General features: G+C 69.1%; 8 protein-coding genes. 1 reads left to right on the forward strand and 7 read right to left on the reverse strand.

What is annotated here, in order from left to right; translation table 11 throughout:
• Positions 1-24: 24 nt before the first annotated feature.
• Complete coding sequence (locus QF027_RS14060) at positions 25-714, forward strand: TetR/AcrR family transcriptional regulator (RefSeq protein WP_306982458.1); 690 nt, start codon at positions 25-27, stop codon at positions 712-714.
• Positions 715-720: 6 nt separating this feature from the next.
• Here QF027_RS14060 and QF027_RS14065 read toward each other — a convergent pair whose 3' ends face one another.
• The 7 genes from QF027_RS14065 to QF027_RS14095 all read right to left on the reverse strand — a co-directional run bounded on the left by QF027_RS14065 (position 721) and on the right by QF027_RS14095 (position 13,225).
• On the reverse strand, positions 721-1,080 hold the full coding sequence (locus QF027_RS14065) for a 5-carboxymethyl-2-hydroxymuconate Delta-isomerase (RefSeq protein ID WP_306982456.1): 360 nt from the start codon (positions 1,078-1,080) through the stop codon (positions 721-723).
• A 28-nt stretch (positions 1,081-1,108) separates the two neighbouring features.
• Entirely contained in the window at positions 1,109-2,728 is a 1,620-nt protein-coding gene (locus QF027_RS14070; RefSeq protein WP_307074806.1) for a fused response regulator/phosphatase, read from the reverse strand.
• Positions 2,729-2,801: 73 nt separating this feature from the next.
• A complete protein-coding gene (pulA, locus tag QF027_RS14075; RefSeq protein WP_307074808.1) occupies positions 2,802-8,201 on the reverse strand; it encodes a pullulanase-type alpha-1,6-glucosidase in 5,400 nt (1,799 codons plus the stop codon).
• A 125-nt stretch (positions 8,202-8,326) separates the two neighbouring features.
• Entirely contained in the window at positions 8,327-9,712 is a 1,386-nt protein-coding gene (locus QF027_RS14080; RefSeq protein WP_307074810.1) for an alpha-amylase, read from the reverse strand.
• A 122-nt stretch (positions 9,713-9,834) separates the two neighbouring features.
• The gene (locus QF027_RS14085) at positions 9,835-10,401 is read right to left on the reverse strand and encodes a dihydrofolate reductase family protein (RefSeq protein WP_307074812.1); all 567 of its coding nucleotides are present in this window, start codon (positions 10,399-10,401) and stop codon (positions 9,835-9,837) included.
• A 126-nt stretch (positions 10,402-10,527) separates the two neighbouring features.
• Positions 10,528-12,189 carry a glycoside hydrolase family 13 protein gene (locus QF027_RS14090; protein WP_307074814.1) on the reverse strand — a complete coding sequence of 554 codons (1,662 nt, stop codon included), beginning with the start codon at positions 12,187-12,189 and terminating at the stop codon, positions 10,528-10,530.
• A gap of 127 nt (positions 12,190-12,316) precedes the next feature.
• Positions 12,317-13,225: a sugar ABC transporter permease gene (locus QF027_RS14095; protein WP_307074816.1), complete on the reverse strand. Its 909-nt coding sequence runs from the start codon at positions 13,223-13,225 to the stop codon at positions 12,317-12,319.
• Between the last annotated feature and the right edge of the window lie 9 nt (positions 13,226-13,234).

Below are 13,234 nucleotides of genomic sequence, written 5' to 3' on the forward strand. Positions count from 1 at the left end.
GGATCCGATCGGTAAGGTGTTCGTATGACTACCGGGGTCCGTCGAAGAATGGGCGTCGAGGAACGGCGTCAGCAGTTGATCGGCGTCGCCCTCGAACTGTTCGCACGCCGCTCGCCCGACGAGGTCTCCATCGACGAGATAGCGGCGGCGGCCGGCATCTCGCGGCCGCTGGTCTATCACTACTTCCCCGGCAAACTCAGCCTGTACGAGGCCGCGTTGAAGCGCGCGGCGCAGGACCTGGCGAGCCGGTTCGAGGAACCGCACGAGGGGTCGCTGGGCGGTCGGCTGCTGCGGGTGATGCGCCGGTTCTTCGACTTCGTGGACGAACACGGCCCGGGTTTCTCGGCGCTGATGCGCGGGGGGCCCGCGGTCGGCTCTTCGGCGACGAACGCGCTCATCGACTCCGTACGGCAGGTCGCCTATGAGCAGATCCTGTCGCATCTGCGGGTGACGGACCCGCCCGCCCGGCTGGAACTGCTCATCCGCTCCTGGATCTCGCTCGTCGAGTCGACCGCTCTGATCTGGCTGGACGGCCGGCGCATCCCGCGCGCCGAACTCGAGACGCAGCTCGTCCACGGCTTCGCCGCGCTGGCCGCGGTGGCCGCGGCCTACGACGAGGAGATGACGGCGCTGCTGCGCCGCATGCTCAGGGACGAGCCGAACGACGGCCCGTTCACCGACCTCGCCGCCCGGCTGATCTCCCTGGCGTCCTGAAGAGGACTAGCGCTCGAACTTCCGGTAGGACGCGTCGAGTTCGCGGACCTCCGCCGAGGCGTGCAGAACGGCACCCCCGTCGTCCCCGATGTGCTCGCGCAGCAGCTCCAGGACCGCCTCGGTCAGCTTGGCCTTCGTGTCCTCGGTACGGCCGGCGAGCAGGCCGATCGTGACGTGCACGACGGCGTGGCCGGCGTCCGAGGGATCCTCGTACCCGAACGCGGTGACCTCGCTCGCCCGGAACTGCGTCTTGCAGGCCTCCGGCTTGGCGGCCGCGATCTCGACGACGGCGGTGTGCAGGCCCCGGGCGAAGGCCTCCCTGTCGAAGGAGACGAAACGCGAGTGGTCGACGGTGATCTGCGGCATGGGCACTCCTGTTCTACGACGGCACAGGTCACCCTAGCCGCAGTGCCAGCATGGCGATGTCGTCCTCCCGGTCGTGACCGAAGGTGTCCAGGAGGGTGTCGCACAGGGCGTCCAGGCCGGGCAGGGCGCCGGAGGCGGCCGCGCGGAGGTGTTCCAGGGAGGCCGTGAGGTCGGTTCCCCGGGTCTCGATGAGGCCGTCGGTGACCATGAGGAGCCGGTCGGTGGGTTCGAGGAACAGCTCGGTGGCCGGCGGATGGGGCAGGCCGACGCCGAGCAGCGGTCCTGCCGCCTTGGCGTAGTCGGCGGTGCCGGTGTCGCGGACGATCAGCGGCGGGATGTGGCCGGCGTTGGCGATCCGGGTGCGCCCGGTGTCCGGGTCGATCAGGGCCAGGCAGACGGTGGCCGTGGTGTCGGGGTGGTAGCGCTGGAGCGTCCGGTCGAGGCGCTCGGCGAGCACGGCCGGATCGCTCTCGTCCACGGCGTAGGCGCGCAGCGCGTGCCGGAGCTCGACCATGACGGTCGCCGCGTCCAGGGAGTGTCCGACGACGTCGCCGACCGCGGTGAGCACCCCCTCGTCCACCCGCAGGGCGGCGTAGAAGTCGCCGCCGATCTCGGTCTGCCGGGAGGCGGGGACATAACGGACCACGACGTCGAGGCCCGGCAGTTCGGGCAGCCGGTGCGGCTGGGGCAGGAAGCTGTGCTGGAGGGTGAGGGCGACATGCCGCTCGACCTTGTACATGAGCAGTGGCTGGGCGGCGAGCGCGGTGGCCTGCGCGAGCTGGGCCAGCAGCGTCTCACCCTCCAGGCCCACCCTGCGCATCCCGCGCGCGGGCGCGGCAAGGCACACCGGCGCCCGGCCGTCCTGGGTGACGACGAGCGCGAGCCGGGCGTCGTGCTCGACGCCGGGCCGGAAGAACCCGGCGGGCCACAGCGGCGCGGGCACGGTGGTGAGCTGCACTCCGGCCTGCCCCCGGGCGAGCCGGCGCAGCAGGGCCGCCACGGCCCGGTCCGCGTCCTCGTCGGGCAGGGCGACGGGAATGCGGTCGCGGGAGAGACCGCGGTAGAGCACGTCGTCCTGGTCGAGGAGGAAGACGGCACCGGGGGTGCCGGTGAGCTGCGAGAGACCCTCGGCGGCCGCGTCGGAGAGCTCCTGCAGGGTGCGCGCCGCCTGGATGGTGACGATGGTCTCGGACAGCAGGGTGAGCCGTCGCACCAACGCCCGGTCACCGGCCTGCAGTTGCGCGTTGCGAACGGCGGCCCGGACGACCGCCTCGATCTCCAGGGGCTCGGCGGGCACCTTCAGATAGGCCTCGACACCCATGTCCATGCCCGCGCAGTGCACGGCCGGGGGCACCGCGGAGGCCGAGAAGTGCACCACGGGCATCCCGGCCGTGTGCGGGCGTTCCTTGAACAGCCGGCACAGGTCGAAGCCGCTCATGTCGGGCAGCCCCACGTCGACGAGGGCCACGTCCGGCAGGGTGCCCTTGCGCAGCCGTGTGTCGAGTTCGGCGAGGGCCTCGCCGCCGGTGGCGACCGGTACGACGCGATGCCCTGCCCGGCTCAGCACGGTGCTCATGGCGTACCGGCTGGCCTCCACGTCGTCCACGACCATCACGGTCGTGCCTGTCAGCTTGCCTTTTGCATCCATCTGTCCGCCCTCGGGCAACACCGGTGGAGCAGAACGGGGTTCGGGCTCTGCTCCACCAAGGTAATGCCTTCAGCTACGGATGGCGGATGAAAACGGCCACGGTCCGTGCCGGAACGGCGAAGGTGCCTGACTTCCGCTCGTAGGACGCCCCCTTGACGGTAGAGTCCGCGCCGGCCACCTGCGCGGGATGCAGCTGGTATGTGCTCCCGGCAAGGGTCCCGACCCGCTGGCTCCGCACCTGCGGCGTCGCGTTGAAGACGACGACGAGATCACCCAGTTCCATCGTGATCACACCGGGCGTCTCGCCCTTCCCGGACAGCGGGAAGGACAGCTTCGACTGCACCTGCTCCGCCGTGCCGAGCGAGAACGCCTTCTCCGTCGTACGGATCCGCAGCAGGTCCTGATAGGCGGCCGACGCCCCCTGGATCTGCGCGCAGCCGACCGTCACCGATCCCAACAGCGGCTTGGCGTACGGCCACTTGGACGCGTTGTCGGCCGCCATGGGCAGTCCGCGGCCGAACCCGTTGCCGTCCTGGCAGTTCCAGTGGATCGCGTTGAACCAGTCGCCGCTGTCGAAGGAGTTGCGGTCGAGGGACTTGGAGCGCAGCAGGTCGGTGCCCGCCTGGGAGAGCGACGGTCCCTGGGACAGGGCTGCCGTGGCCATGGCGAGGACCTGCATCCGGGCCCGGTCGGCGGCGCTGGTGCCGGAGGGCAGCTTGTACGTCAGCGCGTCGAACAGCGACTCGTTGTCGTGCGCGTCGGCGTAGGCGAGGGCGTCGCCGGGGGCGTCCGCGTATCCGGCGGGTTGGCCGTTGTAGTCGACCTGGGAGCCGGTGACCTCCTTGCCGTCGGTGTCGGTGAAGGTGAACTGCTTGAGGTTGCCGGACAGGCCCACCTTGATGAGGTCCTGGTAGTGGAGCAGGCGGGCCTTCTGCTCCTGTGGCGTCCCGTTCGCCGTGGACGCGTTGGGGTCGGTGTACAGCCCGGACGCGAAGCCCTGGACGCCGGGGTCCTCGTCGAAGGGCCCGCCGCCGCGTACGGCGTCACGGGCGCGGTCGGAGAAGGTCGCGATGCCCGTGCCGGCCATGTTCTTCTGCGTGGCCTGCACGAACCGGGCGTCGTCGGCGACCTCGCCGAAGTTCCAGCCCTCGCCGTAGAGGATGATCTCCTTGCCGTCGACGCCGTCCTTCTTGAGGGTCAGCGCGTCGAGGGCCTTGCGCACGGCCAGGATGTTGGCCTTGGGGTGGTGGCCCATGAGGTCGAAGCGGAAGCCGTCGACCTTGTACTCCTTGGCCCAGGTGACGATCGAGTCGACGACCAGCTTGCCCATCATCGCGTTCTCGGTGGCCGTGTTGGCGCAGCAGGTGCTGTTGGCGACCGAACCGTCCGCGAGGAGCCGCTGGTAGTAGCCGGGGACGATCCGGTCGAGGACGCTGGTGGAGGCCTGTCCGCTCGCCGCGGTGTGGTTGTAGACGACGTCCATGACGACCCTCAGGCCGTCGTCGTTGAGGGCCTTGACCATCCTGCGGAACTCGACCGTACGGCCGGTGCCGTCCGGGTCGGTGGCGTACGAGCCCTCGGGGACCGTGTAGTGGTACGGGTCGTAGCCCCAGTTGTAGGCGTCCTTCGTGGCGACCGCGGAGACGCACTCCTGCTGCTTGTCGGAGGCGGCCGGGTAGGAGGCGAGGTCGCAGGCGGGGGTCGCCTGATCGGACTTCTTCTCGGGGACGGTCGCGATGTCGAAGACCGGCAGCAGGTGGACGTAGCTCGTCCCCGACTTCGCGAGCTCGCGCAGGTGCCCGGAGCCTTCGCCGTCCTTGTCGGCGAAGGCGAGGTAGGTGCCCCGGTCCTTGGACGGCACGGTCCTGTCCGCCACCGAGAAGTCCCGGACGTGCAGCTCCTGGATCTCGGCGTCCTTGAGGGGCACGGCCTTCGGCTTGGTGTACGTCGACCAGCCGCGCGGCGCCAGGGACCTGTCGTCCAGGTCGACGACGAGGCTGCGCTCGGAGTCCGCGGTGAGGGCGACCGAGTAGGGGTCGGTCACCTTGTTGGTGACGACCTTCCGGACGCTGGGCGCCCAGACCTTCACGACGTACCGATAGGGCTTGCCCTTCCAGGACCGGGGACCGGTGACGGACCACACGCCGGTGGTGGGGTCGCGTCGCATGTCCTTCGAGGACCCATCGAGCTCCAGCTTCACCGACTGCGCGGTAGGCGCCCAGACGGACAGTGTGGGGCGGCCGTCGTGGAAGGCCGGGCCCAGTTCCGCCTTCGTCGCGGCGGGATACAGGTCGTCGAGCACGCCGGCGACCTGGACGCCGGTCGCGGCCAGCACGGCGCCGTTGGCGGCTCGTTGGGAGGCGACGAGCTGACCGGTCATGGCCTCGATCACCCGGTCGCGATCACGTGGGTCGACGGACCAGGCCGCGTAGTCCTTCAGGTGCGGGAACCTGGCCTTCTGGGCGTCCGTGAGGGTTGTCCTGCTGAGCCGCAGCCACCTCTCGTCGTCGCTGGTCAGGGCTCCTGCGTCGACGGCGATGGAGCCGTCGTGGGAGTACAGCAGCTGGGTGGAGGCGGCCGCCTCCGAACCGTTCCAGGCGACGGTGTTCCGGTCGATCCAGACGGCTTTGGAGGTGGTCAGGTCGAGCGCGGCGGCGGACCCGGCGGGCTGCGGGAGCAGATACTTCTCCTGGCCGTTCAGCAGCCACACCTCATGGCCGTTCGCCGTGAGGTCCAGGGACTGGTCGGTGGGCAGGTCCTTCTCGTCGCCCTTGTGGATGATGTAACTCAGGCTCGTGGCCCCGTCGGTCAGCGGTACCTCGAAGACCGCGCCATAGGCGTCGGTCCGCACCGGCTCCAGCGGCTTCGACCAGTCCGTGGGGTTCGCGGCACCCGTCCAGGCGTGCAGACCCCAGCCGTCGTAGTTCCCGTCGGCGCGGTGGTAGTGGAGGACGGCCTTGGTTCTGTCCTGCGCCGGGTAGTCGGGCCGCTGTGTCTGTACGGCGTCCTTGCCCTGCTCGATCCACACCTCGCCGGTTTTGGTGACGTCGATCGTGCGGTCGGCGGAGACGTCCTTGTCGCCGTCCTTGTCGATGACGAGGAAGCCGACGTTCGAGGCGCCGGGCTTCAGCTTGACGTAGGCGAAGGCGCCGTACGCGTCCCGGCCGGTGAAGGGGTGGCTGTCGGGCCAGGTGGTGGACTCACCGTCGGCGAGGTCGCCCCACGCGTACAGACCCCAGTCGTCGTAGTCGCCGTCGGCGCGCTGGTAGTGGACGACCGCGTAGTCGCGGGAGGGGGCGGTGGGGGGCTCCTCGGCGGGCGGGGTACCGGTGACGGACTGCGCCGTCGCTGAGGTGGTGCGTCCCGTCGAGTCGACGACAACGGCCTTGTAGCGCAGGGCTGTTCCGGCCGGTACGGCCTTGCCGACGGTCTGGGTGACCTTGTACGGCGCGTGGTCGGCGGAGCCGAGTGTCCGCCACGTGCCGCCGCCGATCTGGGCGGCGAAGACGACCCGGTTGAGCTGTCCGCCGTCCACGTCGGCGGTGAGCTCGACGGTGCCGGTGGCTCCGGCGGCCGGGGCCTTGAGAGTGATCGCCGGCTTGGTGGCGGGCGGCGCGAGCTTGCCGGCCGCCTTCAGGACGATCGCGGAGCCGGCGGGGACGGTGACGGTGATGTTCTTGTCGGCGTCGGAGGTGACGCCGGAGGCACCGCCGTAGATCCCCTGGAACCCCGTGTTCGCCGAACCGGTCGCGAAGGTCGCCGACCTCGTCTCGCTCGCGTTGTTGAAGGCGACGACGTACTCGGTGCTCCCCTGCGTACGGGAGAAGGCGTAGACCCCGGCCCCGTCCGCCGCGTACCGCTCCTCCTGGACTCCGTCCATGAGCGCCGGGTTGGCCTTGCGGAGCTTGGACAGAGCGCTGATCCGCTCGTACAGCGGCGCGCTCGTGTCGTAGGCGTCGCTCGCGTGCGTGCGGTCGGTGCCGATCTCGTCGTCGTCCAGGTAGTCGGCCGTCCTGGACGCGAACATCGTCTGGCGGGCGTCCTTGTCGCCGCCGGCGCCGGTGAAGCCCTGTTCGTCGCCGTAGTAGACGACGGGGTTGCCACGGCTGAGGAACATCAGCTCGTTGGCGAGCCTGTCCTTGGCGAGGAGTTCGGCGTCGGTGGCCTTCGGGTTGTCCTGGTTCAGGAAGTACCCGATGCGGCCCATGTCGTGGTTGCCGAGGAAGGTGACCTGCTCGTAGGCGTTGGCCTTGTCGGTCGTGTACTTGTAGTCGTCGCCGAAGACGGATCCGAGCTTCCGCGCGCTGCCGCCCTGGGAGGCGTACTGCCGTGCGGCCTCCTGGAAGGGGAAGTCCAGCGTGGCGTCGAGACGGCCCTGGGTGACGTACGGCGAGGTGATCGACGTGTCGGCGGAGTACACCTCGCCGAACATGAAGAAGTCCTTGCGGCCGTGCCTGGCCGCGTAGGCGTCCAGAGCCGTGGCCCACTGGGTCCAGAACTCCATGTTCACGTGCTTCACGGTGTCGATCCGGAAGCCGTCGATGTCGAAGTCCCTGACCCAGCGCTGGTAGATCTTCTCCATGCCGGAGACGACCTCGGGACGCTCGGTCCACAGGTCGTCGAGGCCGGAGAAGTCGCCGTAGGTCGTCGACTCACCGGCATAGGTCGAGTCGCCGCGGTTGTGGTACATCGTCGGGTCGTTGAGCCAGGACGGGACCTTGGCGCCCGCGCCGGTGACCGTGGGCGTGCGCGGGAAGGAGTCGGTGTCGACCGCCGGGAACTTCCGGTCGCCGGCCGCGTAGTCCGCGTCGTCGAAAGGCTCGCCGTCCTTAGTCAGATAGGGGAACGCGCCCTTGGAGAGGTAGTCGTAGGACTTCTCCTCGTAGTCGACGACATCGGCGGTGTGGTTGGTGATGACGTCGAAGAAGACCTTCATGCCCTTGGCGTGGGCCTTGGAGATGAGGGTCTCCAGGTCCTTGTTGGTGCCGAAGTGCGGGTCGACCTGGGTGAAGTCCGTGATCCAGTAACCGTGGTATCCGGCGGAGGCGTCGGCACCCGTGCCCTGTACGGGCCGGTTCTTGAAGATCGGGGCCATCCAGATGGACGTGGTGCCGAGGCCCTTGATGTAGTCGAGCTTCCGGGTCAGGCCCTTGAGGTCGCCGCCCTGGTAGAAGCCCTTGTCGGTGGGGTCGTAGCCGGTGCTCAGCCGTGAACCGGTGAGCCCGCCCCGGTCGTTCGAGGTGTCGCCGTTGGCGAAACGGTCCGGCAGGACGAAGTAGAACTGCTCACGGGTGTCGTCGTGCCGGGCCGGTTCCGCGGCGAGCTTCGCGTCGGAGGGCGGTGGCGGCGGGGTGTCCGCCTGGGCGGACAGCGGCTGGACGAGCGCTGCGGCCAACGCGGTCACGGTGACCGCGGCGACCCGTCCTGCGTGTGCGGTGCGGCGCCTCGACGGCACCGGCCATCTCGGTATCACTGACGTGGACTCCTTGCGATGACGGCTCTGTGGGTCCGACCCCGCGCGACCGTATCGCCGCCGCAAGCCTTACAGCAATAGTCTTGAAACAGCCGGAAAGAACTTTCAGTGTTTCCGTGAGTCGCTCAGCAGCTTGACTTGCCCGCGTAGATCGCCAGTGCCGTGTTGGACCCGAGCGTGGCCGAGAACTGGCCGTTGGAGCCGACCGTCACGCTCGTGTTGTTCTGCACGTTGCAGTACGTCCCGGCGGGCAGCGAGGTCTGGTAGGTACGGCTCAGGCTGCCGGACTCGTGGTTGATGGCGACGTAGCCCTTGGCGCCCCGCCCGAAGGCGATCGCGTCGCCGCCGTTGTCCCACCAGTTCGTGACCGCCTCACCGCGGGTGGCGTTGCGGAAGGCGACCATGCGCAGGATCTCCGGCCAGGCGTGCTGGCACTTCCAGCCGTCCTGCCAACAGGCGCTCACCGAACCGTTGTTGGGCGGGCCCGCGTCCGTGTCGGACCATTCGTAGCCGGAGTTGATGTCCGGGGCGCCGTACGGGTAGGCGAGCATGAAGACGTTGGCGAGGGTGTAGTTCGCGCCGTCCTTGTAGTTGAGCGTGGAGCCGTTGCGCTCGGTGTCGTGGTTGTCGACGAAGACGCCGGCCACCGAGCTGCTCATGTAACCCCAGCCCTCGCCGTAGTTCTTCAGATAGGCGAGGTTCTCGTTGTTGAAGACGCGCTTGAGGTCGTAGGCGTAGCGGAACTCCTGGACGTCCCCGTTGCCCGTGTACTCGGTGGGCTGGACGGCCTCCCCGCTGCCATAGATGACCTCCTGCTTCCAGTAGACGGAGGGGTTCGTCAGACGCGACTTGATGTTGGCGAGGTCGGTCGCCGGGATGTGCTTGGCCGCGTCGATGCGGAAGCCGTCGACGCCGTAGCCGAGCAGGGAGTTCATGTAGCCGGCGATGGTGGCGCGGACGTACTCTTCGCCGGTGTCCAGGTCGGCGAGGCCGACGAGTTCGCAGTTCTGGACGTTGGCGCGGTTGGTGTAGTCGGTGATGGTCGACGTGCAGTCGTCCATGTCGTACGAGGAGTACAGGCCCGGGTAGTTGTACTTCGTGTACGACGATCCGCCGGTACCGGTGCCGCTGCCCGCGGACATGTGGTTGATGACGGTGTCGACGACGACCTTCACACCGGCCGCGTGGCAGGTGCCGACCATGTTCTTGAAGGCGGTGGCGTCACCGAGGCGCCCCGCGATCCGGTAGCTGACCGGCTGGTACGAGGTCCACCACTGCGAGCCCTGGATGTGCTCGGCGGGCGGGGAGACCTGCACAGAGCCGTATCCGGCGGGGCCGAGGGTGTTGGTGCACTCCTTGGCGACGGAGGCGAAGTTCCACTCGAAGAGGACGGCGGTGACGTCCTTGGTGCCGGGCGGGGAGGCGTAGGCGGCCTGGGGGGCCGACACGGCCGCCGCGGCGGCGAACGCGGTGGCCGTGGCAACAGCGGATGCGGTCCATCTCGATATCACGTGGGGGTTCTCCTTGCCTGACGGCCAGGCGTCTTTGCCTGGCGCCGGCGAGAACGTACCGCTGCCGAAATGTTTACAGCAAGACTCTTGAAAGCAGGAGAAAGAACTTTCACGCACTCTGCTCAGCGCTGGCTGGCGGGCTTGCCCGGCAGGTCGCCTCGGCTGCCCCGGCAGGAGTAGACGATCTCCACCGACCCTCCGGGCAGGGCCCGTTGGCTCTGGAAGGTCAGTCCGGTCTCGGGGCTGAGCGCGGGGGTCAGCCGCATGCCGCCGCCGAAGAGCAGGGGCAGGACGACCAGTTCGAGGCGGTCGAGCGCGCCGAGGGCGTGGAAGGTGCCGATCGTGCGCGGGCCGCCGATGAGGTGGACGTCGCCGCCCCGGTTGGCCGCACGGAGCTTCTCCAGCAGCCGTACCGGGTCGCTGTCGGTGGTGACGTGGTCCGGGGTGCCCTCCGGGCGGTGCGAGCCGAGGACGAACACGTCGAGGTCGGGCCACGGCCAGCGGGTGTTGGTCAGCGCGGGCTCGAAGGTCGTACGGCCCATGAGCGCGGCCTCGCAGTCCGCCAGGAACTCCCGGATGCCGTGGCTCTGGCCGGAGACGAACGAGGGGTCGGCGGTCAGTGCGGGCCAGCCGTTCGGCGTGGTCACGTAGCCGTCGGCACTCATGCTCAGGCGGGCTCGGATCTGCATGGTCTCTCCTCGGGTGCGGGGCGCTGTTCGCCCTTTCACCCAAGCGTCGATCGCGGGTCCCGCCGATCGACACGCCCGACAATAAATCACCGGGCCCCGTGCGGGCCCGGTGATCCCTGCCTGTGCTCAGGCCGTCGTCCACCACACCGTCGTGTCGGCCGGCACCTTCGCCTCGCCGTCGGTCTCGGCCACCTCGCCGCTCGCGAGGAGCAGACGCCCGTACGCCGGAGTCGTCACCGCTTCAGCGCCGGTGTTCGCGACGCAGACGAACTCGCCGCGCCGGAAGGCGAGAACGCCCTCGGGTGCCCGGAGCCACTCCACCGCGTCGCCGGCACCCAGGTCGGGCTGGGCACGGCGGACGGCGAGGGCCGAGCGGTACAGCTCCAGGGTGGAGTCGGGGTCGCCGGTCTGCGCCTCCACGCTCAGGTCCGCCCACTCCGACGGCTGGGGCAGCCAGCTGCCGCCCGCGCCGAAGCCGTACGACGATCCCTCGCGCGTCCAGGGGATCGGCACCCGGCAGCCGTCGCGGAAGCCGTCCTGGCCGGCGCCGCGGAAGTACGCCGGGTCCTGGCGCACCTCGTCGGCGAGGTCGACGACGTCCGGGAGGCCGAGCTCCTCGCCCTGGTAGATGTACGCCGATCCCGGCAGGGCCAGCATCAGCAGCGTGGCGGCGCGAGCCCGGCGCAGGCCCAGGTCCCGGTCGCCCGCCGTGCGGATCTGGGTGCCTAGGCCGGGCGGGTTGGCGAAGCGGGTGGTGTGCCGGGTGACGTCGTGGTTGGAGAGCACCCAGGTGGCCGGGGCACCGACCGGGCGCATCGCCTCCAGTGTGCGGTCGATGACCTCGCGCAGTTCCTCGGCGTCCCATGCGGTGCTCAGGTACTGGAAGTTGAATGCCTGGTGGAGCTCGTCGGGCCGCACGTAGTTGGCGGTGCGCTCGATGGTCGGGGTCCAGGCCTCGGCGACGAAGATGCGCTCGCCGGAGTACTCGTCGAGGATCAACCGCCACTGGCGGTAGATCTCGTGGACGCCGTCCTGGTCGAAGAACGGCATGACATCGTTGCCCAGCAGCTTCACCTGGTCGTGGGATCCCAGGTCGGGCAGCCCCTCCGCCTTCACCAGGCCGTGTGCCACGTCGATGCGGAAGCCGTCCACGCCCATGTCGAGCCAGAAGCGCAGGATCGAGCGGAACTCGTCGCCGACGGCCGGGTGGTCCCAGTTGAAGTCGGGCTGCTCGGGGGCGAAGAGGTGCAGGTACCACTCCCCGTCCGCGACGCGCGTCCAGGCCGGACCGCCGAAGATCGACTCCCAGTCGTTGGGCGGGAGTTCGCCGTTCGCGCCCTTGCCGGGCCGGAAGTGGTAGCGGTCCCGGAGCGGCGATCCCGGGCCCTCGGCGACCGCCCGCTTGAACCACTCGTGCTGGTCGGAGGAATGGTTGGGCACCAGGTCGACGATGATCCTGAGTCCCAGTCCGCGGGCGTCGCGGATCAGCGCGTCGGCGTCCAGGAGGCTGCCGAACATGGGGTCCACGGCCCGGTAGTCGGCCACGTCGTAGCCGGCGTCGGCCTGCGGGGAGGCGTAGAAAGGGCTGAGCCACACGGCGTCCACGCCCAGGTCACGCAGGTACGGCAGTCGGGTGCGGATGCCCTCGAGGTCGCCCATGCCGTCACCGTTGCTGTCGGCGAAGCTGCGCGGATAGACCTGGTAGATCACCGCGTCCCGCCACCAGTCGCTGCGCTGGGCTTTGGCGGGGGTCGATGCCGGGGCGGTGGCGTAGTGCTGCTGGCTCATGGCGTCCTTGAAACGTAAGGGGGTCATGGGGGTCGTCAAGTGGCGAGGCGGCCGCAGTGACAGCGGGGTCTGGGGGTCCCCCCTCTGGGGGAGGACACTGCGGCCGCCTCGGGTCTTGGAGTGGGCCTCAGCCCTTGGTGCCGCCCGCGGTGAGGCCGGTCACCAGGTTCTTCTGCACCAGGTAGAAGAACACGGACACCGGTATCGCGATCAGCACCGCCGTCGCGGCCATCAGGTTCCGCTGGGCGTCGTGTTCGCTCACGAAGCTCTGCAGCCCCACGGCGAACGTGTACTTCGTGTCGGAGAGCATGAAGGTCGAGGCGAACGCGACCTCACCGAACGCGGTGAGGAAGCTGTAGAACGCGGCGACCGCCAGTCCCGGCTTGGCGAGCGGCAGGATCAGCCGCGCGAACGTGCCGAAGGGGGTCAGCCCGTCGACGCGTCCGGCCTCGTCGATCTCGAACGGGATGGTGTCGAAGTAGCCCTTCAGCAGCCAGGCACAGTACGGGACCGCCGTCGAGCAGTACACGAGGACGAGTCCAAGGTAGCTGTCGATGAGCTGGAGGTCCGAGAGCATCTGGTACATCGGCACCATGAGTACGGCCACCGGGAACATCTGCGTGACCAGGAGCACCCACATGAACTTCCGGTAGCCCGGAAAGCGCATACGGGACACGGCGTACCCGGTGGTCGCGGCGATCAGCACACCGATCACCGTGGTGCCGAGCGAGACGATCAGCGAGCTCTTCAGCCAGTCGAAGAAGGCCGTGTGCTGGAGGACGAACGAGTAGTTGTCGAACGTCATCTTCTTCCAGATGCCGCCCGGGTGGAGGTAGTCGTCCTTGTCCGGACCGAGGGACAGGAAGACCAGCCAGAGGATCGGGAACAGCGCGATCAGGCTCGCGACGATCAGGATGCCGTGCGAGACGAGGGAGCCGGCGAGGCTCTTGTCACCGCGGCGGCGGATCCGTCCGGGTGTCTGTGCGGGCGCGGTCGGGGACACCGTGGCGGAGCTCTCAGCTGTGGTCGTACTCATGGGGACTCC

Origin of the sequence: Streptomyces canus, assembly GCF_030816965.1 — a bacterium.
GTDB classification, from domain to species: Bacteria; Actinomycetota; Actinomycetes; order Streptomycetales; family Streptomycetaceae; genus Streptomyces; species Streptomyces canus_E.

What these genes read in the sequence shown, in the direction of transcription:
- QF027_RS14060 (WP_306982458.1), top strand. Translation starts at nt 25, where the DNA reads ATGACTACCGGGGTCCGTCGAAGAATGGGCGTCGAGGAACGGCGTCAG.
- QF027_RS14065 (WP_306982456.1), bottom strand. Translation starts at nt 1,080, where the DNA reads ATGCCGCAGATCACCGTCGACCACTCGCGTTTCGTCTCCTTCGACAGG.
- QF027_RS14070 (WP_307074806.1), bottom strand. Translation starts at nt 2,728, where the DNA reads ATGGATGCAAAAGGCAAGCTGACAGGCACGACCGTGATGGTCGTGGAC.
- QF027_RS14085 (WP_307074812.1), bottom strand. Translation starts at nt 10,401, where the DNA reads ATGCAGATCCGAGCCCGCCTGAGCATGAGTGCCGACGGCTACGTGACC.
- QF027_RS14090 (WP_307074814.1), bottom strand. Translation starts at nt 12,189, where the DNA reads ATGAGCCAGCAGCACTACGCCACCGCCCCGGCATCGACCCCCGCCAAA.
- QF027_RS14095 (WP_307074816.1), bottom strand. Translation starts at nt 13,225, where the DNA reads ATGAGTACGACCACAGCTGAGAGCTCCGCCACGGTGTCCCCGACCGCG.